The organism is Clostridioides sp. LIBA-6622 (genome assembly GCF_056716095.1).
In genome coordinates this window covers 1-21,811 of sequence record NZ_CP196999.1, presented here as the reverse complement: position 1 = coordinate 21,811, position 21,811 = coordinate 1, and the positions used below count along the sequence as shown (strand labels likewise).

Annotated in this window: 25 protein-coding genes; 21 read left to right on the top strand and 4 right to left on the bottom strand. The window is 27.1% G+C overall.

The genetic code is table 11. The annotated features are described in order from the left end of the window. Positions 1–11: 11 nt before the first annotated feature. From ACTG47_RS19620 to ACTG47_RS19540, 17 genes are all read left to right on the top strand, one after another. On the top strand, positions 12–5,159 hold the full coding sequence (locus ACTG47_RS19620; RefSeq protein ID WP_479927123.1) for an RCC1 domain-containing protein: 5,148 nt from the start codon (positions 12–14) through the stop codon (positions 5,157–5,159). Between the two features lie 9 nt (positions 5,160–5,168). Continuing rightward, a complete protein-coding gene (locus ACTG47_RS19615; protein WP_479927122.1) occupies positions 5,169–5,507 on the top strand; it encodes a CD1375 family protein in 339 nt (112 codons plus the stop codon). Between the two features lie 79 nt (positions 5,508–5,586). Continuing rightward, positions 5,587–7,779 carry a WD40 repeat domain-containing protein gene (locus ACTG47_RS19610; RefSeq protein ID WP_479927121.1) on the top strand — a complete coding sequence of 731 codons (2,193 nt, stop codon included), beginning with the start codon at positions 5,587–5,589 and terminating at the stop codon, positions 7,777–7,779. Between the two features lie 17 nt (positions 7,780–7,796). Then, on the top strand, positions 7,797–8,129 hold the full coding sequence (locus ACTG47_RS19605; RefSeq protein ID WP_479927120.1) for a hypothetical protein: 333 nt from the start codon (positions 7,797–7,799) through the stop codon (positions 8,127–8,129). Continuing rightward, a complete protein-coding gene (locus ACTG47_RS19600) occupies positions 8,129–8,266 on the top strand; it encodes an XkdX family protein (protein WP_479927119.1) in 138 nt (45 codons plus the stop codon). Before ACTG47_RS19605 ends, ACTG47_RS19600 begins: the two co-directional genes overlap by 1 nt. 72 nt (positions 8,267–8,338) lie before the next feature. Beyond that, positions 8,339–8,875 (top strand): hypothetical protein, encoded by a 537-nt coding sequence (locus ACTG47_RS19595; protein WP_479927118.1) that lies wholly within the window; start codon positions 8,339–8,341, stop codon positions 8,873–8,875. Between the two features lie 14 nt (positions 8,876–8,889). After that, a complete protein-coding gene (locus ACTG47_RS19590; protein ID WP_479927117.1) occupies positions 8,890–10,548 on the top strand; it encodes a glycine rich domain-containing protein in 1,659 nt (552 codons plus the stop codon). Positions 10,549–10,564: 16 nt separating this feature from the next. Next, positions 10,565–10,858, top strand: coding sequence for a hypothetical protein (locus ACTG47_RS19585; RefSeq protein ID WP_479927116.1), 294 nt, complete (start codon positions 10,565–10,567; stop codon positions 10,856–10,858). After that, positions 10,858–11,040: a hypothetical protein gene (locus ACTG47_RS19580; RefSeq protein WP_479927115.1), complete on the top strand. Its 183-nt coding sequence runs from the start codon at positions 10,858–10,860 to the stop codon at positions 11,038–11,040. Before ACTG47_RS19585 ends, ACTG47_RS19580 begins: the two co-directional genes overlap by 1 nt. 34 nt (positions 11,041–11,074) lie before the next feature. Beyond that, positions 11,075–12,898, top strand: a complete 1,824-nt coding sequence (locus ACTG47_RS19575; RefSeq protein ID WP_479927114.1) for a hypothetical protein — start codon at positions 11,075–11,077, stop codon at positions 12,896–12,898. Between the two features lie 16 nt (positions 12,899–12,914). Beyond that, positions 12,915–13,241, top strand: coding sequence for a hypothetical protein (locus tag ACTG47_RS19570; RefSeq protein WP_479927113.1), 327 nt, complete (start codon positions 12,915–12,917; stop codon positions 13,239–13,241). A gap of 26 nt (positions 13,242–13,267) precedes the next feature. After that, the gene (locus tag ACTG47_RS19565) at positions 13,268–13,444 is read left to right on the top strand and encodes a hypothetical protein (RefSeq protein WP_479927112.1); all 177 of its coding nucleotides are present in this window, start codon (positions 13,268–13,270) and stop codon (positions 13,442–13,444) included. Positions 13,445–13,517: 73 nt separating this feature from the next. Beyond that, positions 13,518–14,330: an N-acetylmuramoyl-L-alanine amidase gene (locus tag ACTG47_RS19560; RefSeq protein WP_479927111.1), complete on the top strand. Its 813-nt coding sequence runs from the start codon at positions 13,518–13,520 to the stop codon at positions 14,328–14,330. Between the two features lie 12 nt (positions 14,331–14,342). Further along, entirely contained in the window at positions 14,343–14,960 is a 618-nt protein-coding gene (locus ACTG47_RS19555) for a glucosaminidase domain-containing protein (RefSeq protein WP_479927110.1), read from the top strand. Between the two features lie 11 nt (positions 14,961–14,971). Beyond that, positions 14,972–15,223, top strand: coding sequence for a phage holin family protein (locus ACTG47_RS19550; RefSeq protein ID WP_479927109.1), 252 nt, complete (start codon positions 14,972–14,974; stop codon positions 15,221–15,223). Continuing rightward, positions 15,224–15,535 (top strand): hypothetical protein, encoded by a 312-nt coding sequence (locus ACTG47_RS19545; RefSeq protein ID WP_167640833.1) that lies wholly within the window; start codon positions 15,224–15,226, stop codon positions 15,533–15,535. It begins immediately after the preceding gene. 32 nt (positions 15,536–15,567) lie between these two features. After that, the gene (locus ACTG47_RS19540) at positions 15,568–16,506 is read left to right on the top strand and encodes a tyrosine-type recombinase/integrase (RefSeq protein WP_479927108.1); all 939 of its coding nucleotides are present in this window, start codon (positions 15,568–15,570) and stop codon (positions 16,504–16,506) included. A gap of 282 nt (positions 16,507–16,788) precedes the next feature. Here the strand turns inward: ACTG47_RS19540 and ACTG47_RS19535 are convergent, their stop codons facing one another. Next, positions 16,789–17,325, bottom strand: coding sequence for a hypothetical protein (locus tag ACTG47_RS19535; RefSeq protein ID WP_479927107.1), 537 nt, complete (start codon positions 17,323–17,325; stop codon positions 16,789–16,791). A gap of 597 nt (positions 17,326–17,922) precedes the next feature. Between ACTG47_RS19535 and ACTG47_RS19530 the strand changes: the two genes are divergently transcribed. The 3 genes from ACTG47_RS19530 (at position 17,923) to ACTG47_RS19520 (ending at position 19,190) form a co-directional block, all read left to right on the top strand. After that, positions 17,923–18,273 carry a helix-turn-helix domain-containing protein gene (locus tag ACTG47_RS19530; protein WP_479927106.1) on the top strand — a complete coding sequence of 117 codons (351 nt, stop codon included), beginning with the start codon at positions 17,923–17,925 and terminating at the stop codon, positions 18,271–18,273. A 127-nt stretch (positions 18,274–18,400) separates the two neighbouring features. Then, complete coding sequence (locus ACTG47_RS19525; RefSeq protein ID WP_479927105.1) at positions 18,401–18,736, top strand: BlaI/MecI/CopY family transcriptional regulator; 336 nt, start codon at positions 18,401–18,403, stop codon at positions 18,734–18,736. Between the two features lie 238 nt (positions 18,737–18,974). Next, positions 18,975–19,190: a hypothetical protein gene (locus ACTG47_RS19520; protein ID WP_479927104.1), complete on the top strand. Its 216-nt coding sequence runs from the start codon at positions 18,975–18,977 to the stop codon at positions 19,188–19,190. 108 nt (positions 19,191–19,298) lie between these two features. Here the strand turns inward: ACTG47_RS19520 and ACTG47_RS19515 are convergent, their stop codons facing one another. Next, positions 19,299–19,430, bottom strand: a complete 132-nt coding sequence (locus tag ACTG47_RS19515) for a hypothetical protein (protein WP_479927103.1) — start codon at positions 19,428–19,430, stop codon at positions 19,299–19,301. 340 nt (positions 19,431–19,770) lie between these two features. Between ACTG47_RS19515 and ACTG47_RS19510 the strand changes: the two genes are divergently transcribed. Then, entirely contained in the window at positions 19,771–20,178 is a 408-nt protein-coding gene (locus ACTG47_RS19510) for a hypothetical protein (RefSeq protein WP_479927102.1), read from the top strand. 152 nt (positions 20,179–20,330) lie between these two features. Here ACTG47_RS19510 and ACTG47_RS19505 read toward each other — a convergent pair whose 3' ends face one another. Both ACTG47_RS19505 and ACTG47_RS19500 read right to left on the bottom strand, forming a co-directional pair. Continuing rightward, positions 20,331–20,477 (bottom strand): hypothetical protein, encoded by a 147-nt coding sequence (locus tag ACTG47_RS19505; protein WP_479927101.1) that lies wholly within the window; start codon positions 20,475–20,477, stop codon positions 20,331–20,333. Between the two features lie 221 nt (positions 20,478–20,698). Then, positions 20,699–21,811, bottom strand: a 1,113-nt coding sequence (locus ACTG47_RS19500) for a tyrosine-type recombinase/integrase (protein ID WP_479927100.1), incomplete at its 5' end; no start/stop codon positions are given.

The following is a 21,811-nucleotide window of genomic DNA, read 5'->3' as shown; positions in this document are numbered from 1 at the left end:
GGTGCTTATATTTGAAAAAAAGTAAATTACTACAAAGAGGATATTATTTTGGAAATGACAATATAATATTAGATAAATTTATTAAAAACTATGATTCTTACAACTTTATAAAATTTTTTACTGGATATGCAGATGTTACTTTTGCATTAGACTCTAATAATAATATTTATGTTTGTGGAGATAATAAAGATTATTTATTAGGTATAGGAGATAATTCAAAACCTATAAAAATGTTTGTAAAACTTTCTATTGATAATGTAAAGATGGTTTCCATTGGTTCTAATCATGCATTGTTGTTAACTAATGATGGACATGTTTATGCCTCAGGTAAAAATAATTATGGACAATTAGGACTTGGGAATTCTAAATTAGGGGCAATATATTATAATTTCACTAAATTGGATATTGATGATGTTAAATATATATCCTGTGGAGACTGTACCTCATACATTGTAAAAAATAATGGTACTTTTTTTGTCTCTGGATTAAACTCAGATGGACAGTTAGGTCTTGAAGATGTGGTTAATAGAGATATATTTACTTTAGCTGATATTGATAATGTTAAACTAGTTTCATCATTCTATAAGCATGTTTTTATACTAAAAAATGATAATACATTATATGGATGTGGGAAAAATAATAATGGACAACTTGGGCTTAGTAATATTGATGTTACAAATAAATTTACAAAAGTAGATATAGAAAATGTTGAAGATATTAAATGTGGGCTAGAATTCTCAGCTTTACTAAAAGATAATGGTTCTATTTATTTTACAGGATCTAATTCTTATGGACAATTTGGAAATGGTACAACAAATTCAAGTAATGTTTTTTATCTTTCTAATAAAACAGAAATTAAATCTATACACTGTGGAAATTGCCATACGATAATACTTGATAAAGCAAAAAATGTATATACTTCTGGAAAAAATCTATTTGGTGAATGTGTTGTTGATAATGAATATTACACAACTCAAATAACTTCATTTAGAAAAGTTTATGAATCTGCAAATTATATTATTGCAGGTTCAAAACATAATATTGTGATGAATAATGAAAATAAAATGTTAGTGAGTGGATATAATAATAAAGGGCAATTAGGATGTAGCTTTAATGAAATGATTTTATACAATTTTGTTGAACCTAAATTCCATGATACAGATAATTTGAAACATATTTATAAATATAAAGATTTTTTAAATGTTTCTAAAGACAATTGCGAAATAAACAATATTAAACTCTCAGATGATTTTCATGATCATAAGCAAGTAAAATTAACAGAGCAAAACATGTTTATACTGTTAAACAATGGTTCTCTTTATGCTTGTGGTAGAAATAATGTTGGGCAACTTGGTCTAGGAGATAATGAAGACAGAGCTTTCTTCTGCAAAGTTCCAATTGATAATGTAGTTGAAATTCACTCAGATAGAATAGGAAATATAACATATTTAACAAAGTCTGATGGAACTATATGGAGTTGTGGAAATAATAGTGGAGGACAACTTGCTTTAGGAGATACAGTAAATAGAAATACTTTCACTAAGATTGATATCAGTAATATCAAGCAGCTTTGTATTGAATCAAATTATGTACTAGCTCTAAATGGAGAAGGAAATATGTTACATACTGGTATGGATACTTATGTAACTGGCAGCACTCGTGCTTTAGTATTTACACCTAATGATTCTGCATCTAGAAAGATTAAAAAAATAGCTACTTATGAAAGTAATGCCTTCGCTATAAATGAACAAGACTATTTAGAAGTAAGAGGTGCTAATTCTTTTTATGAACTTGGTCTTGGAGATAATTCTGCTCATAATTCGTGGACTTCTAACAACTATATTTATTATTGGGAAATTTATACTTCAGGTTCAAATACTAACACTAGAAATACAAGGTTATCTCCATACACTATAAAAGATATTTTGCCATTTTACAAAGGTTGTGCTGTCTTAACAAAAAACAATATTTTATGTATCTCTGGCATTAGTTCTGCCAAATCATCATTTTATCGCTTTGGAGATTTAGGGGTAAGTAATACTTATACTGGTAGTAATAGTTATTTCTATACAAAATACAATTCTCCGAATTATTATAGTTTAAATAATTTGGATACCCTTAATTTTATGGAAACTTGTTCTTGTTTTATCATGAATGATAAAATGTATTATTGTAATTCTACTAGCTCTAATCTAAAAACAAGTAGTGCTACTCTTGCAACATGTGCAGATAGTTATATCCTATACTATTATAATAATTTATTAAAATATATTGATACTGGAAATACAAGTTATTCCCCTGATTATGGATATAAGATAGATTATCCAATAAAAAATGTGAAAAAATTAATTTCCTCAAAAACTAGTTCTCTTGTAATTGATGACAATAATAATATTTATTGTATAGGAGCAAATAACTACAATAAATTTGGAATAGGAAATAACAACTCAGCCAATGTAACTAATTTAACAAACATAACAGACCAATACATATCTTATATTACTATAGATGAAATTAAGAAAGTGGAAATGAAAGGTAACTCTGTATTCATACTGAAATATGATGGTACACTATATGCATGTGGTTCAAATAATTATGGGCAATTGGGTCTTGGTGATAAAATTAATAAAGACAAATTCGTACAAGTTGTTATAGATGATGTTGATGATATTATAACTAGTGGATCTAATACTTTTGCTATAAAAAAAGATAACTCTATTTATGCCTGTGGCTTAAATAATTATGGGCAATTGGGTCTTGGTGATACCTTAGAACATACTCTATTTTCTAAAGTATATATAGAAGATGTAAAGACTATACTTTGTTCTACCTCTACTTCATATATCCTAAAAAATGATAATACATTATATAGTTGTGGCATTAATACTAATGGACAATTAGGTCTTAAAAACTACAATAATTATGATACTTTTTCAAAGATGGATATAATAGATGTGAAAAAAGTTAGTTGTTCTAACAATACAGTTGCAATTTTAAAAAATGATAATACTTTTTATATGGCAGGTATAAATAATAAGGGACAGTTAGGATTAGGAAGCACTACAGATTCTAATACACTAATGAAGATATCAGAAGATGTAAAAGACTTTTACATAACTAATAATAATACATTTATTATTTCAAATACAAATAAATGTAAAGTAACAGGCGAGAACTCAAGTAAATGTTTAGGTTTAAATAATACTTCATCTATTGTTACTTTCACAGATTTAGATTTAGAAGGTATTGACAAAATAGTATGTAATGACTATGCTACATTATTTTTAACTTTAGACAATAAACTCTATACAGCTGGAAGTAATTCATATGGTTCAGCACATGCTAATGCTGTTTATACTTTAAAAACTGAAGATGTAAAAGACATATTTGTAAGTCCATACTCTGCATATTATTTAACTAAAAAACATGAACTTTATGGTTCTGGAATAAATAGTGCTGGTCAACTTGGATTAAAAGATTTAACTACAAAGACAACTTATTTAAAAACTGCTGATGATGTAAGCACAATGATTACATCAGAATCAAATAGTATAATAATAAAAAATGATAAAGATATATTTATATGTGGTCGAAATGTAGAAGGTCAACTTGGATTAAAAAGTACTTACAATGTAAAAAATAATAATAACACTTTAGTTTCTGAATATATCCAAATGCCATTTGTTCTTGGAGATAATATTGATATTAAAAGAAAACATAATTGTGTTGTAATAAACAATGATACACTGATTATAACTGATAATGATATAAACTATAAAGATATTTTTGGTAGTGAATATTCTGGTTATAATTGTATTAAACTACCATTTGATAATATAAAAGAAGTATCAATGTCTAGAACACACATAATAGTTCTCTTAAATAATGGAGATTTATATGGACGTGGATCTAATAAATATGGAGAATTATTCAAAGATAAAACGATTACTCAATATGATGAATTTGTAAAATTAGATATAGAAGATGTTAAACATATAGAATGTGGAAATAATTACACATACTACATAAAAATATCAGATAATAGCCTATGGGCATTTGGTAACAATTCAGAATACCAGTTAGCAATTGGTCATAATGATACTGTAAGTTTACCACAAAAAATCACTTTATCTAATGTAAAAAAAATGTATGTACATAATAGATATAATTTGGTAATAACTGAAAATAATGATTTATATGTACAAGGTCAAAATTTAGAAGGATGTTTTGGACTAGGTATAGAAAATAAAAATGTTCTAGTAAAAAATTTTACTAAAGCTGCAACAAACATAAAAGAAGTAATACAATTTGATGAAAAAAATATATTCTTAATAGATAATCTTGGAAACATACAAGTCGCTGGTAAAAATAACTTTACATTTAAAGTTGATAATACAGTTGATAATTTATACGAATTTAGTGTTATACCTACTGATGGAATAGACAACATAATTAATATGCTTTCTACAGATGATACATTATATATAATAGCAAAAATAGATACAGATGAACCAAATATAGAATTATCTCATAAAACCTTAGATTCTGTTAGAATAAATTTACAAGATTCAAATAAAAATATATCAAAAATAGAAATGTTCATAAACGGCAGATCTATAGATACATTAGATGTAACTGACGCTAATTCTATTTTATTTGAAATACCAAGAGATATAATATCTATTGGCAAAAATATAATTATGTTCAAAGCCTATTCTAAATTTAATAATTTTTATGATACTATGTTTATTTATAAAGAAGAAACTGGTAATGAAAATCTATTAAACTCTCAAGTAATAATAGAGGGTAAAATTTATAATATAACTAACATAAGAACTAGATATGATGATGTTATAATAACACTTGATAGAGGACTAGAAAATAGTTTATCTATTGGAGAATCAATCTCAATATTAGTAAATAATATAAATGTTAAAGTAAATATTAATAATTTAGATAATTTTATAGATCTTAAATTGAAGGAAATAAAAAAAGTAAGCTCTGGATATCAAGAAATATATGAACTTGAGAAATCAAATATTACATCAGTTCAACCAAAAATAACTGTAGAAAAAGGTGATAAATGGACAAACATAAGAAGACCTTCAATGTTATTTAGTTATGATCCAAGTCAGTTTGAAGATAGTTCAAATATATAGGAGGAATATATGTTTAAATTAGATGTTAATAAAATAAATAATATTAAAAGTAATAAAACTAACAATATTAAATTTAATGATATAAATACAAGTCAAATAACTCAAGACAATGATATTACAGATTTAATGTTGGCAACTGCTGAAATATGTGAAATGGTACTAGGCAGCCAATCAGAGGCATCTGCTATGTCATTAAAAAATATAACTTTAAATGAAGGAGGAAATAGTATGGCAGCAATTTATGTAGGATTAATAGAAAGAGGTTTAAAAACAATTGATCAAGTACCTATAAAATACAGAGAAGAAGTGAGAAAAATGTGTGAAGCACTAGAGATTCCATTATCATAGAACTTTAAGGGTTCTTTTTTTGTGCTTAAAATAGAGAGTTACTAATGTAGCTCTCTAACCTAAAGAAGAAGGTGATAAATTGTTAAATGAAGATGTAGTAAAAAAATTAAAAAATGTACCTAATGATACTAATTTAGAACTTAATAAAAAAACAACTATTAATGATGCAGAAGAATCTGAGACTACAACATATTCATCTAAAAAAATAAAAAGTTTAGTAGATACTATAGAAAATACAGCTAATAAAGTAACTATAGAAGATATATCTAATAATTTTACAAGTGATAATGTAGAAGGAGCATTAAATGAACTTTTTCAAACTGTCAGTAATGGAAAGAAATTAATCGCTACTGCTATTACTGACAAAAAAGTACCAACTAATAGTAGTGATACATTTCAAACTATGGCAAGTAATATTAGTAGTATAAAACAAATGCCAGATATGCCTAATGATATTGAAGAAGTTTGGAGTTTTACAGGCCATACAGGGTATGTTAAAGGTGTATGCGTAGATTTAAATGGAAATGTATATAGTGCCAGTGATGACTATACAATAAGAAAAATATCTTCAAGTGGTACTGAGATATGGACATTCACAGGCCATACACTATCAGTAGAATCCATATGTGTTGATAAACAAAATAATATCTATAGTGCCAGTGATGATTACACAGTAAGAAAAATATCTCAAAGTGGTATAGAAATATGGAAATTTACAGGCCATACAGGGTATGTTAAAGGTGTATGCGTAGATTTAAATGGAAATGTATATAGTGCCAGCGATGACTATACAATAAGAAAAATATCTTCCAGTAGTGCTGAGATATGGAAGTTCACAGGTCATACAAGTTATGTCTTTTCTGTATGTACAGATTTAGATAACAATATTTATAGTGGTAGTTATGATAATACTGTAAGAAAAATATCTTCTAGCGGTATAGAAATATGGAAATTTACAGGTCATACAAGTTCAGTGTATTCAGTATGTGTAGATTTAGATAGTAATATTTATAGTGGTAGTGATGATAAATCTATAAGAAAAATATCTTCAAATGGAACTGAGATATGGAAATATAATGAAAATACTAGCAATATATTTACAGTCAATACAGATTCTGAAGGCTCAGCCTATGTTGGAGGCAGAGATAAAATTATAAGGAAAATATCTTCAATTGGCACAAAAATATGGGAGTTTGAAGGTAATACTGATTATGTCAAATGTATTTCTATAGACTCTAATAGTAATGTTTACAGTGGCGGATATGATAATACTATAAGAAAATTTCAACAAAATTTAGGTATTTTAGTTACAAAAGATAACCAAAGCAAAATACACAAGGTAACTAAATTAGGAACTCTTGTAGAAGAAGTATATCCTTATCCTGATAATATATGGACAACTAATCTTGATGTTGACATAATCATGTCAACACATATAGATTTCAATGATAATATAATAAATTGTGATGGATTTGATAGATCAGTAATTAAAACATCGCCTTCAGGTGATCTTATTTGGAAATATAATTTTTTATTTAGTTTAGGTATATATTCAGTATGTACTAATAATGATGGTTTAGTGTACTGTGGAGGCATCAGCAGTCTAATGTTTTTATCTGATCCTAATGTTGTTTCTAATGAATTACCTTTACATTCAGATGTCATTATTAGTCTAGCAATTGATAATAGTAATAATTTAATAAGTGGTAGTTATGATAATACTATTATAAAAACATCATTAGAAAGAGACGATACATTCATGAAGTCACTCTGGACATTTACAGGACATACTGATCATATTACTGTAGTTACAGTTGATTTACATGATAATGTGTATAGTGCTAGCAATGATAAAACAGTAAGAAAAATATCTTCTGATGGTGTTGAAATATGGAAATTTATAGGGCATACTGATTCTGTAAATTCAGTGTGCGTAGATTCTAAATATAATGTATATAGTGCTAGTAATGATAAAACAATAAGAAAAATATCTTCTAATGGTGTTGAGATATGGAAGTTTTCAGATCACACTGATTCTGTAAACTCTGTATGTGTAGATTCAGAGTTTAATATTTATAGTGGCGGATCTGATAGTACAATAAGAAAAATAGCCCATAATGGTGTTGAGATATGGAAATCAACATCTTTTACTAAGTCAATTAAATCAATATTATTAGATTCATCTAATAATATTGTTATAACTTATAATCTTAATACTATAAGTAAATTGAAAAATACACATGTATTACAAAAAGTAGCTTATTATAACTAATTTTAGGAGGAAATAGAATGCAAAAATACTTAACAGGATTGGAACATAAGGAAGGTAACATTTATAAAGTGAATTTAATACATAATATGCCATTTGATAAAGTTAATGGCTTAGGAAAATCAGCTCAAGAATTGGAATTGAATGGTGTTCTAATTGATACATTAATTGAAGCTGAACATAAGGAAGGGTTTGCATCTATTATGTATGTAGATAAGACAACAAAAGAGATTACATATGAGTATGTAGAAATACCATTGACACCAGAACAAGAAGCTCTAAGGAAAGTCAAAGAATTAGAATTAGAAAATGCTAATATAAACTATGCACTAATGATGGGAGGATTAATATAATGTTAGGATTTGAAAAAATAAAATACTATTATAATAATAACATATGGACTAAAGAAATGGTTAAAAATGCAGTACTTAAAGAAAAGATAACAGCGAAGGAATATAAAGAAATAATAGGTGAGGACTATATAGCATAGTTCTTTTTTTATTGAAATAAACTGAGAAGCATATTTATATGTAGTTCTTTAAATAAAGAAGAAGGTGATAGATTGTTAAATGAAGATGTAGTAAAAAAATTAAAAAATGTACCTAATAATACAAATAATGAGATTGAGAAAGTTAATACAAATATAGAAACTACTAAAACAGAGTTAAATACTAAAATTGACCAGCTAATAGCAGGGGGTTCTAATGTAGCATCTACTCAAACAATAGATACTGATGATTGGGTAGATGATGATGAAGGTGGATTCAAGGCAACTGTAACGCATAACTTATTAACACAAAGAATAGTTGTAAATATTATAGATGCTACTACAAAAGAGAATGCAGTTACAAACTTTAAAATTATAGATGATAACTCGATTAAAATTAGAAGTGAAACAAAAACTGAGTTAAACGTTTATGTTATTAATGGAAATGCAGAGACTCATTTTATTAATGCGACTGTTGATGATAATAGAGTGTCTGAAATGACTACTTATTCATCAAAAAAGATTGAGAATAGATTCGTTAATTTAGAAGAAAAAGTAAACAGTGGGCTATCTGATATTACTACAAGTGTGAATAATATGTTACCTATATAAAGGAGAGTGTTAAAATGGCTAAAGTTTATGAATTTGAGCGTGCATATAGTGAGCAAACTGTTACTTTACCACGTGGTAAGTATTTGCTCGAATGCTGGGGAGCAGCAGGTGGAGGAGGTTGTTCTATAGCTGACCCTAATTTGCGTTCCAGAGGAGGATATTCAAAAGGGGAATTAATGTTAAAAAAAGAAACTACTTTACATGTATATGTTGGTTGTAGTGGTAGAGATAGCTGGGGACCTCCTCCATTTAATGGTGGCGGGAAAGCACTAATACATGAAAGTGATGCCAATAAAGACCTTGTTTATTGCAATGGTGGAAGTGCTGTTGATATAAGACTCATTGGAGGTTATTGGGATGATGAGCAAGGGCTATTATCACGTATAATTGTTGCTGGTGGAGGTGGTAGAAATAGCTTTGGAGATAAAGGCGGAGATGGAGGAGGTGCTATTGGTGGTGATGCTCTTGGTAAAGGAGCAACGGAAATTAAAGGAGGAAAAGGGACGAGCGGGACTGATGGTTCTTTTGGAAAAGGTGGTAGTGGAATCAAAGATAGTAAATATGAAGATAGTGGAGGTGGAGGCGGAGGTTGGTATGGAGGAGGAAGCGGACCAACAGCTGGTGGAGGAAGTGGCTATGTTTTAACAGAAAGTAGTTATAAATCAGCTGGATATATACCAACTAAAGAGTATTGGCTAGAAAATGCTGTTACAACAACGGGTGGTGGCATTGCAGGAGGACATGGAAAAGCTAAAATAACGCTAATTCAAGGGTTACCTTTTCTTGTTATTAATTCTTACACATCGCAACAAGCTATTTTTACAGCAGAACATACAGAAGAAAATAAACTATCTAAGATAGAATGGTTTATAGATGATACACTAAAAGAAACATTTACTACAGATTTATACTTAGAAAGAACTATTAACTATACACTTGAAGATAATGCTCTCCACACTCTTAAGATAGTTGTAACAGATGTTAATAATGTAAATTATGAGCAAGTTGTTACTATAAGTAAGAGTATAATGCCACTTCCAACAAATGCTAATTTACAAGATATATCATCTAAATTAGTAGAGATTGGAGAAAGTTTTAAGAATGGAAAAACAAGTATTATAAATACTTTAGCATTAAAGAATATAGATGCAAGTTTAAATAATACACTTGTGGAATTATCAGAGAAGATTAAAACGAGTTTTGATAGTGGGGATGCTAGTATTGAGGATTTAACAAGCAAATTAACACAGTCTAATAATACTATAACACAGTTAAATTCTAAATATAAGGTTGCTAGTGGTAGCAGTGTTGTTAATAGTTGCACCAATATGAAAGGCTTTTATTTTAATAGTGATTATCTATTTTTATTTCCTGGAGCCATTCAAATTAACGGACTTAATTTTGTTCCTAATATATTTTTTACTACTTTTGAATTAATTGATAGTGGTTATTTTCGTAAATTTCTTGTTTTTGCTTGTCGTGGTATTTTCACTCAGGATTTTGTGATTACTGCACATTATCACCGCTTAGAAACATATTTAAAAGATTTTAAAGTTGAAGGCGAAGTTCTTAAATTAAATGAACGTGATGTTTATATGGATAATAGAGGTATACAACTTCCTTGCCAAAGACAAGGTTCTTCTTTTAAGTGGCAAGCTATAAAATTTATTTAATAAATGAGGTGATAAAATGAATAGACCAAATAGAATTATATGTGACCAAACAGGCAAAATACTCTTGCAAACAGGAGAAGCAACAGGGGATGTATTGCAACATGATGAAATAACTGAATTACATTGTATTGATGTTGAATATGGAAGTATAGATTATACAAAAAATAGAATTACAGGTATAAATATAGAAACAAAAGAACCAATTTTAGAAGAAATACAAATATATGTGAGTGAAGAAGAAAAGAGAATACAAGAGTTAGAAAATCAAATTTTATTAAATGAAAATGAAAAAGTAGGAGGATTATTATAATGAATATAAATAATGTTGTAGTAAGAATATTGTCAGAGAGAATACTAAACAAGGGATTAAATCTTTTGAAAAATAGAGAATTTCAACTAGATGATGTAACTAATATAGAGTATAGAAAAGCAGTAGAGGATTATATAATTAGAGAAAGTGGAATAGTAGAAGGAGCAGAACCAACATTATAGAGGTTCTTTTTTTATTGGAAAGAGGTGGTTTAATTTGATATATAAAGATTTACTTAAAAATCTTGATGATATAGAGAATCTCAAGGAAGTTGAAAGTATAAAATGTAGCACAGATACAGGTGAATATACAATAGAAAATAGTAAAAAAGGATACTTGACTAATTTTAATATACAAGGTAAGACTCTAGTTAATTTAGCCAATCCTAATAATGTCTATATCACAGATGGAGTTAGATATAATAACCCATTTAGATATATTGAAAGTGGTAAAACTTATACTTTTATGAATCTATGTAATAAACAAATAAAGTATACTTATGGAGGTATTGGAGATATAACAATTCCTCCATATAGTAAAGTATTCTATACTATTCCAAATACTAATATCACTGTATCAGAAATTATGTGTTATGGTCATACATCTGATGGTTGGGAAGAAACTGATGCAGATAAACAAAAAATATCAAAAGCAATGTTAGTGTTAGAAGGGCATTATACAATTGAAGATATAGAATATGTTGAATACTTTGATGGATTACAAAGTGTTGGTCAAGAGTACAATATGGAATTATTCTCATGTAAAGAAGATATTAATATAATACCTAATAACATAACATGGAAAGATGGATATTTTTTAAATAGAAATGATAATTTAGAATATGAGTCCAAACATTATTCTTATACTTTAGATTATATACCAGTTAAAGCTGACACAGACTACACTTTAATTTATGCAAATTGGAATATTTTACTCTATGATAAAGATAAAAATATAATAAATTTTGGCTATCCAAATCCTTATATGAGTATTAATGGACTAGGTGATAAAATATCAGAAGGGTTATTCTTTATTAAAACAACTTCTAATTCATGTTATATGAGGATATCAGTGCCTACTAGATGTAAAGATAAAATAACAATTAGTGAGGGGACTAAATTTGATAAAAAAGTAATTCCATATACATTAAGAAGTTTACCAAATGGAGTTAGAGATGAAATAGTTTATAAAAATAATAAATATGATTTAATAAAGAGATGTGAAGAAAATATTTTAAATGGAAATGAAACTTGGGGAATACACACAAGTATCGAAAAAACAAACACAATAGTATTTGTAACTTCTAAAGGAGTAATAAACTCTAATGCTAACACTTGTATATTAAACTCAGATAAACTTAAATCTGTATCAGCAAATATTCTTACAAATTGTGATTATGAATGTATTGCAAATGGTGAAAATACAGGATATGAAACAATGATAAGAATATGTAAGACAAAAGCGGATAGTTTGGAAACGTTCAAGACTTGGTTGAAAAGTAATAATATTACAGTTGTATATCCATTACAAAAAGCACAAGAAATTGAGCTTGGAACATTAAATTTAGAACAATATGATAACCAAACTAGATTTATTTGTAATACTGATGCTATAACTCCAGATATTAGTTTTGAAAGTACACAAAATTTAGGTAGTCATATAGAAGCTATCAGAGATAATATAAAAAATATTAATAATATACAGTCTAAGAATGTAATTATAGATTTATCTAACAAATTATTAAATGGATGGAAGAAAACAGTTTCAGATAATGATGGATTTATAATAAGTAAAAATGGCAATCAAGTTAGTTTTCACATGCGTATAACTGGAGGAGCAGCAACAGATAGTATTGCATTATTAAAGCTTCCTAATGGATTTATTCCTAAAACTTTTTATGTTTTTCCAATATTCACAACCCAAAATAATCAATTAGTTCAAGGCTTTATGTATTTTAATTTTGCAAATGGATACCTTCAAATTACACAATTAGGAAGCAATGCAGATATATATAGTTATGGAACTTACTTTATTGAATAGGAAAGGAAATTTATATATGAATATAGAAGAAAAGAAAAATATTTTAATAGAATATGGTCTTGAAGATGATTTAAATAATATAGATAACTATTTCATTACAGAGGATAGACAATTGTTTACTCCAGCAATAAAAGGCGGAGAGCTAATTAAGACAGGTGAACAAGTCTACAATGAGTGGTTAGAGTTACAAAAGAATCCGCCTAATTCAGAACCATTAATTGAAGAAATAAATGCAAATAAAATTACAATTTTAATAGAAAATCAGAAGGAGCAAGATAATCTTTTAATAGATAATGCTTATAGAATAGCTATGTTAGAACTTAACACAAACAATGTGTTATAAAATAAATAAAAACAGGAGGTGATAATATGCATAATATTTTAAAAAGAATGATTGAACAAAAAAACTTTAAGACTAAAGAAGAGTTACAAACTAAGTTAGATGTATTTTATGCAATGAATAGAATAAAAGAAAGTGAATATACAGAGTTAACAAATTTATTAGTTAAAGAAGAAACACCAGTAGAACCAAGTGAAATAGTATAGGTTCTTTTTTTATGTTTAAATTTAGAAGGCTGACTAATCTCAGCCTTTTTATTTATTGAAAGGAGTGGTAATTTTGAATATAAAAACATTAACAATTCATGCAGGACATAATCCAGATGGTAAGGTTGGTTCTGGAGCAGTAAAGTATATAAAAGAATCTACAGAGGCAAGAAAAGTACTAAAATATCTAATCCCTTTGGCTCAAAAAGAATGTAAAGTATATGATTGCACTTGTAACAATGGAACTTCTCAGAGTGATATATTGAATAAAATTATAGCTAAATGTAATTCATATAACTCAGATTTAAATGTAAGTGTTCATTTTAACTCAGGTGGAGGTAGAGGTGTAGAAGTTCTAGTATATAACTTAAATGACAAAGAAACTGTTGAAATAGCTTCAAGAATTTGTGAACAAATAACAAAAACTTACCATGCTAAAGGGGATAAAGCTTTTAAAAACAGAGGTGTCAAAGAAAAGAAAACTTTAGCATTTTTAAGAAGAACAAAAGCAAAATCACTTTTAGTTGAATGTTGCTTTGTAGATACAGATGATACTAAAAATTATAATGCTAAAGATATGGCCATAGATATTGCTGAAGGTATATTTAATAAATCTATAAATCAAACGCAGGAGGAAAAAATGAAATATACAATAGTTTATGAAGGTGAAGTTGATAAAGCTATAGCTAATGTAATGGCCATAAATTATAAATCTGATGAAGTCTATGTATGTGAGTTAAAAAATTATGTAGCTGGACATTGTCAAAACCTTTATGTAATAGGCTCAGCTAGTGACAAAATCAAGACCAGTGAAAGATTCACTAAGTTACAAGGTGATGATAGATGGGCGACACTTCATAAAGTATTAGATTTTATAGGGAAGTAGGAGGTATTAAAATTGAATATATTAGATAAAACAACCGCAACATTAGAACAAATCTTTGCATATTTAGATACATTAAATAATAACTCTAATCCACCACATTATTTATGTAAGGCTATAGTACCAATAATATATAAAGAAGCAGAGAAAGAAGGTGTAAATCCAGTTATTGCAATTGCCCAAGCATTTGTAGAAACTGGATATTTTAATTTTGGCAGAGTTTTAAATCCTTCATATTGCAATGTATGTGGACTTAAAGGTAATAAAGGTGGTGGAGATTTAGACCCATCAGCTCATACAAGATTTAGTTGTTGGGAAGATGGAGCGTCAGCATTCATAGACCATCTAGCTCTATATGCTGGAGCTAAAGGTTATCCAAAATATAGCGAATTAGTTGGGAAGTATGAATACAAAGTCAATGGAGTCACATTAGACCCTAGACATTTTCCATATTTACATGGAGAAGCTAAAACAGTTGAAAATTTATCCGGTAAATGGTGTCCAGATACAGGCTATGGTCAAAACATAATAAATATATGCAATAAGATAAATTCAATGAAAATAGAAAATAATGATATGAAGTTAGAGCAAGTAAAAATTAAAGTAAAAGAATTAAGTGACATTCTTGGATAGGAGGAAGTTATATGGATATAATGCAGTTTATACCTCAAAATTTGATAATACTAATAGGGGGTCTTTACATATTGGGGACTTTTATAAAAGAATCAAATATTAAAAATAAATATATACCTTTTACATTATTGATTATATCAATAATAAGTAGTTGTTTATTTATGAAAGAGTTGTCAATAGAGGCTATCTTTGAAGGTATTTTATGCTGGGGAGCGTCTATAGGTATAAGTCAAATACAAGTACAAAACAAAAAGGAAAAGTAAATGTTATCTAAAGAAATGATTGAATTATTAAGCCAATATGGATATACGGCTATACTATTAACGATAGTAATGTTATGGTTTGGCAGATATTTAGAAAAGAATAGACAACTAGAGCAGGATGACAGAAAAAAGGAAAGAGCTTATTTTTCAAGAGAAATTAAAGAGCAGAGAACTTTATTTGGTAATACAATAGATAAGTTTGATGATAAATTAGATAAATTTGCAGAAGCATTAAATACTAATAATAGTAGGCTTGAAAGAGTTGAAACAGACATAACAGAAATTAAAGACAAATTGAAGACTAGAGATTAATTTCTCTAGTCTCTTTAAAGGAAGTGAAATATTTGGCAACATTTGAAAAGAGAAGTAAAAGAATAAAAATAGAAGGAAATATAAATAAAAACAATGAGAAATTAATAAGAGGATTTCTTCAAGCTAAAAAGATAGCTGGATTAAGTGAGAAAACTATATATGTATACAAATGTGATTTACATACATGGGCTAGATACCTACATGATGAAATGGATGATTTGCTTATTGAAGATTGTACTGAAGATGACATAATGGAGTATATTTCATTTAGAATGGAAGATAACCACGTTAATAGAATAAAAGTTATATTTTCTGGTATATCTTCTTTATATGACCATCTTAGAAGAAAAAGAATTGTAAAAGAAAATCCAGTATCACTAATAGAAAGACCTAAAAAAGGATTACCTGTTGTAGAAAAACATTTTTTAAATATAGAACAAACTAAAGAACTACAAGATAAATTGTCAAAACAAGATGATTTGCAATTAGAAGTTTATATAAATTTTGCTTTGTCAACTGCTGGTAGAGTTACAGCTACAAGTAATCTGACTTGGGAAAATATAGACTTTGATAATAGAGTATGTGATAATATTAAAGAAAAAGGTGGAAAGATAGTAGATTTTTACTTTAGTGAAAAAGTAAAAGATTTACTATTAAAACTAAAAAAACTAAGAGAAGAAGAAAATATAATAAATGATTATGTTTTTTTAGTTAAGTATGGTGGAGAATATCATAAAGCTACATCAGATGTATTAAGAAGTTGGGCGAAGAAGGCTGGTAAATTAATAGAAATAGACAACTTAGCCCCTCACTCACTAAGACGAAGTTTTGCAACTATAGCTAAAGCTAATAATTTACCTCTTGAAGACATATCAACTATTTTGAACCACGAATCTACTGATACAACTAAAATATATATCAAAGAAGATAAAGGTAAAATCTCTAAGTCTAAAGATTTGATAGGTTTATAAATAGATATAAAATTAAAAGGAAGTGAGATTGTGGCATGTAAAAAAGGTAAGAAAAAGAGATAGATAATAAGCCCTCTAGAGATTACTCTTAATTGAGTTTTCTTTAGAGGGCTTATTTTTTTTCTTATGTTTATATAATTTTATTGTATAAAATTATAATTATGTATAATGCTAATCCACTTAAAATACTTTTCAAAAAAAATGATTTTATTTGAAATTTTTTAAATAAAACATCAGAAACATAAAATACCACACATGCTATAAAAAAAATATAAAAATCCATTATTGATTCCAAACTTTTATAAGAGCATATTTATAATCATATTTTCCAACTTTTATTTTATCAAATCTAAAAACTTTTCCTGATGTTACTGTGTTATTAGCATGTTGCACTATTAACCCAACAATTAAAGTTCCCGCTCCAGCAGATACAGCAGATATAATCCAGCCCAAAGCTGTTGCTCCAACAGTTGAAGCTAAAAGAATAGTATTTTTAGAGACATAAATATTATATCCTGTTTTAGTTCTAACAATTTTATTAACACCATTAGACGCTCTACTTCTAACAATACTCATATCAACATCATAACCCATATCTTTTGCAGCTTGATAAATCTCTAAATCGGTAAATGTTATTTCTTCTCCTACTTTTAATTTTTCATCATCATCGTTAGGATTAAATGTAAATACATTAGTTTCCTCGTATTGATAACTAGAATCCATAGTTTCCAGGGCATGTACAGTTGATGCAAATGGCATAGCCAACATAGTTGTTATCATTGTAGTTGCTAAAATTTTATTCATCTTTTTATTTTTCATAAATGCCTCCTAAAAGTTAATAGTTCAGTAGTTCAAATCTCACCTTTACTCATATAACAATATAAGAATTAAATTTTAGATAAATTTTTAACATATGATTTCAGCTGTATAATTATACGCTATTTATTCAATAACTCCTGCCAATTTAATAATATATAATAATAAATAAGGTTATAATAATCAAAGATGTGTCTATAAAATTTTTACATTTTCATTTAATATATTAAATTTATTTTAATTAAGTACCTATCTTAATTCTACTCTGATAGTATAAGATATGCAAGAAATCATTCATTAATAATTATTAAGTATTCATGAATCAATCTTAATTATATATGAAGTTTTATTAAGTATATATATGAAAGCATAACTATATTGTTGAATATTAAGAAACTAATCTCTGGAGAGTTTATTCTCTTGTCTACAACAGAATATTGCATAAGTATTTTTATTATCTATAGAATTTCATCTCTTAATATATTCTATAGTATATAACATATATTTAAGAATATAATATACTATAGAAGTATATTTTTGACATGTATAGCATATTATTAAGGTAAATAACTCAATATAATCTAATGAGGAAGTGTAAAAATGTCAGAAGATAAAATATATGATATAATTGGGAAAAGAATAAGAAATTATAGAAAAAGAGCAGGATATAGCCAAGAAGTACTAGCGAAAAAGGCAGGATTATTTCATGCTTATTTAGGTCAAATTGAAAGAGGCGAAAGTAAAGCATCTCTTCGTTCAATTTTTAAAATAGCAAATGCATTAGAAATGCCACTAGAAATTTTATTTGAGAATATTACACAAAATGAAAAAGATAACGATGCTATATCATCTGAAGCTTATGATTTAATTGATAGCTTGACAGTAAAAGAACAAAAGGCAATAATTAAGTTATTAAAAGAAATAATTCAATATCGCAAACTAGAAGAATAATAATCCTAAAAAGATGCCTAGATCCTAAAGCATCTTTTTTTATTTTATGTTAATATATACTTATAACATATATTTTATAATTTTAAAGTCTATATGTGTTTATTATTGCTTAAGAAAGGAGTATTTTATGTTTATACGAAATATACCACAAGCAGAATTAAAAGTTATGAAGTTTATTTGGGAAAAAAATGATACAGTAACATCAAAAGAAACTATTGAAGCTATGGGACAAAAATATGGATGGAAGCAAACAACTACATTGACCCTTTTATCAAGACTTGTCAAAAAATATTTTTTACATTCAGAAAGAATTAAAAGACTTACATATTATAAAATAGTTGTAACAAAAAAAGTTTATTTAAAAATCGCAACAATACGATTTTTAGAGGAAATACATTCTAATTCAATAGAAAGTTTAATTAGCTCTTTAGAGGATTGTGGCACTATAGATAAAAAGACTTAGTTTAAAGACCTAATATAACTAAATTTTTGATTTTTATAATGTTGTTTTATTAAATATGTTTGATTTATATTATTCTTTAAATGGGAATTTAAGGAATAGTATATAGACGACATAAAACCCATCATAAGTACTCTTTCTCATATTATGTAATTAGAAATAAGTTATTTTGTACATTACGATTTATTATATTTAATGATATAATAAGATTAAGTATGACAATATTGAAAGGAATGATATTATGAAAGAACATGAATTAGAGATAAATATCTCAATACCAATTTCTCTAGTTATTCTTTATTTAGCTATAGTCTCTATAGTAATGCTAGGTATGTCATCTTTAAATAATTTTACTAATATATCATCTATACCTGTAAATGCTTTAGGTTCAACAGTTGGATTTGTGATGTTCCAACTTTCAGTTAGTTTTTTTAAAAATAGAAAATCTATAAATTAAGATATTATTTACATTAAATTTTGTTTTAATATTTTTAATTTGTGGTATAATAAAAGCAAGGAAACATATTTTACTTAACTTTAAGTGATGTTTCCAACTTAAAATTGGTTATTTATTGTTTCGGAACTTAATATTAAGTTCCCAACCACTCTTAGTTTGACGGCTGCGAGTGGTTTTTAATTTATCGTAAATGTAACTAGCCATTACACCAGCTATAATACTCATCATTAGATTTTCCATAGTTTTTCACCTCCTTTCATACGAAAGTGAGGAAAACTCTATAGAAACACCACTCATAGCTTTTTCAAATATTTATTCCTTGCTATGTTTATTATATCATAAATATTAGAAATATAAAATTTATTATTCTATCTAAAAATATTCATTTTATTTTAATGAATGTCTTTTAAACTAAAAAAACAGTTATGAATTTCTACTAATAATTAAGAACTATTCACAAATAATTAATTTTTGTTTATGAATACTTAAGTATTATTAATGAATATTTCCTTGCACAATTTATACTATTGCAATAGAATTGAGATAGGTGCCTAATTAAAATACTTTGGAGGTTTGATATATGAACAAAAAATGCAAAAAAATCATAGCTAATTCTCTAATTGGTACAACTCTATTTACTACATTATTACCATCGGTTTCTTTTGCTGATAGTAACTCTCATCAAACAGGAATAGAATCATACATATTGGATGAACAAAGACTAAAAGATATTGATGAAATTGCAGCATATTTTGGTTTTACAGAACAAGAGAAAGCAGATTATATCAATGCTATTAAGGAAGTAAAGTTAGAGGCACAATCTACACCTACTACAAGAGGAAAATTAAGTTGGGCTGTAAAAATATTAAAAGTTGCTTGGACTAAAATTCCTACAAAAGTTAAAGTTGCTATAGGTGGATATGCAGCTTATGGCAGAATACTTAGTGTTTTAAATACATTCACTGGCACAGTTGAAGGGATTATATAAAGGTTGTAAAAGTCTTGGTATGAGTAATGATGTTGCATGGTGGGTTACTAAGGCATTACTAGCATTTGTCTTATAAAATTATAAATTAGGAGCTGATAATACTTGATTACAAGCATCGTTTTGTATATTATATGTATAATGAACATTGTATGTTATACAAATAAAAAAGGAACTACTTTTTTAGCTGCTAATATAGTCATGTTGCTTTCAAATGTAGTCTTATCAATTTTAAACATAAATAAGATGCACAATAATATTATATCTGGTATTGTATTATTAGGATTTCTTCTTTCTATCATACTATTTATAACATCATATTTTGCAAATAAAAAAGCTTAGTATAGAAATTAAGATATAGTAGATATTGATTAGGATTATAGCTTATTTTTTATAAAGTTATAATCCTAATATCATCTAATATGCGACGCTCTATACGCCATTTTAAGGCTTTATAAAAATTCACCTTTGCGTTTATACCTCTGATTTTTATTATTGATTTTATATTTCTTGATAATAATTATTAATTAGCTTTAAATAAGTTTTCAGAAATTTTATCAGAAGCTTCTTTATCCATCTCTTTAAGTACATGAGAATATACATTAAGAGTAGTATTAATATTTGAATGTCCTACCCTTTCAGATATAACTTTTATAGGTACTTTAGAATTTATAAGTAAAGTAACATGTGAATGTCTTAAGTCATGGAATCTGATATGTGGTAAATTATTATTCTCTAAAAACTTTCTAAATCTCTTACTCATAACATCTTCAGCAATTGGATTCCCTTTTCTATCAAAGAATAGTAAATTATGTTCATTTCTAATAATACTTCTTAATAATTTCTTATTCTGTTCTAATTTATAATCTTTTAGTAAATTCATAAGCTCTACTGGTGCGAATATTTTTCTAATTGAGCTTTCAGTTTTAGGCTCTTTAAGTATAACAGAACCATCTAATCTACTAGTTATCTTACTTACTGTTATTGTATTTTCTTCAAAATCAATATTATCCCAAGTTAATCCTAAGACTTCTGAAAGTCTCAAGCCTAGCCCTGTAGCCAAACTGATGGGCAGTTCCATGTTGGTATTTTTAGCTACTTCTAATAATTTTAGCATCTGTTCTTTATCATAAATTTCATTTTTAAATTTTTTAATTCTAGGACTTTCTATACCATCTATAATATTTTCTTTTATTAACTTAATTCTATAGGCTCTCTTTATTGCAAGTCTTAACACATTTATATGAACTTTTATCGTTTGAGGATTTAAATTACCAGCTAAATCATCTATATAATTTTGTATATGAATATTTCTTAGCTCTTGTAGACGATATCTCCCAATGGAAGGATTAATATGATTTTTACAAATGGCCATATAACCATTGTATGTGGAAGCCGATACATTATCTTTGTACTTCTCAAGAAAATCTAATAAAAAATCAGATAGTGTTATTTCATTTGGAATAAGAAAGCTATCTTTATATATACTATCCTTAACTTCGGCCAATCGTTTGTTCGCATCTCTTTTTTTATCAAATGCTCCCATATTCTTTTGTTTTCTTTTTCCTGATTCATCATCTCTAAATTCTAGGTACACTACATAGTTTTTATTTCTTTTCCTTATAAAAGCATTCAT

Bases quoted from the DNA above. Each gene is read 5' to 3' on its own strand.
- ACTG47_RS19615 (WP_479927122.1), top strand. From the start codon at position 5,169: ATGTTTAAATTAGATGTTAATAAAATAAATAATATTAAAAGTAATAAA.
- ACTG47_RS19605 (WP_479927120.1), top strand. From the start codon at position 7,797: ATGCAAAAATACTTAACAGGATTGGAACATAAGGAAGGTAACATTTAT.
- ACTG47_RS19600 (WP_479927119.1), top strand. From the start codon at position 8,129: ATGTTAGGATTTGAAAAAATAAAATACTATTATAATAATAACATATGG.
- ACTG47_RS19590 (WP_479927117.1), top strand. From the start codon at position 8,890: ATGGCTAAAGTTTATGAATTTGAGCGTGCATATAGTGAGCAAACTGTT.
- ACTG47_RS19585 (WP_479927116.1), top strand. From the start codon at position 10,565: ATGAATAGACCAAATAGAATTATATGTGACCAAACAGGCAAAATACTC.
- ACTG47_RS19580 (WP_479927115.1), top strand. From the start codon at position 10,858: ATGAATATAAATAATGTTGTAGTAAGAATATTGTCAGAGAGAATACTA.
- ACTG47_RS19570 (WP_479927113.1), top strand. From the start codon at position 12,915: ATGAATATAGAAGAAAAGAAAAATATTTTAATAGAATATGGTCTTGAA.
- ACTG47_RS19565 (WP_479927112.1), top strand. From the start codon at position 13,268: ATGCATAATATTTTAAAAAGAATGATTGAACAAAAAAACTTTAAGACT.
- ACTG47_RS19550 (WP_479927109.1), top strand. From the start codon at position 14,972: ATGGATATAATGCAGTTTATACCTCAAAATTTGATAATACTAATAGGG.
- ACTG47_RS19545 (WP_167640833.1), top strand. From the start codon at position 15,224: ATGTTATCTAAAGAAATGATTGAATTATTAAGCCAATATGGATATACG.
- ACTG47_RS19535 (WP_479927107.1), bottom strand. From the start codon at position 17,325: ATGAAAAATAAAAAGATGAATAAAATTTTAGCAACTACAATGATAACA.
- ACTG47_RS19530 (WP_479927106.1), top strand. From the start codon at position 17,923: ATGTCAGAAGATAAAATATATGATATAATTGGGAAAAGAATAAGAAAT.
- ACTG47_RS19525 (WP_479927105.1), top strand. From the start codon at position 18,401: ATGTTTATACGAAATATACCACAAGCAGAATTAAAAGTTATGAAGTTT.
- ACTG47_RS19520 (WP_479927104.1), top strand. From the start codon at position 18,975: ATGAAAGAACATGAATTAGAGATAAATATCTCAATACCAATTTCTCTA.
- ACTG47_RS19515 (WP_479927103.1), bottom strand. From the start codon at position 19,430: ATGGAAAATCTAATGATGAGTATTATAGCTGGTGTAATGGCTAGTTAC.
- ACTG47_RS19510 (WP_479927102.1), top strand. From the start codon at position 19,771: ATGAACAAAAAATGCAAAAAAATCATAGCTAATTCTCTAATTGGTACA.
- ACTG47_RS19505 (WP_479927101.1), bottom strand. From the start codon at position 20,477: ATGATAGAAAGAAGAAATCCTAATAATACAATACCAGATATAATATTA.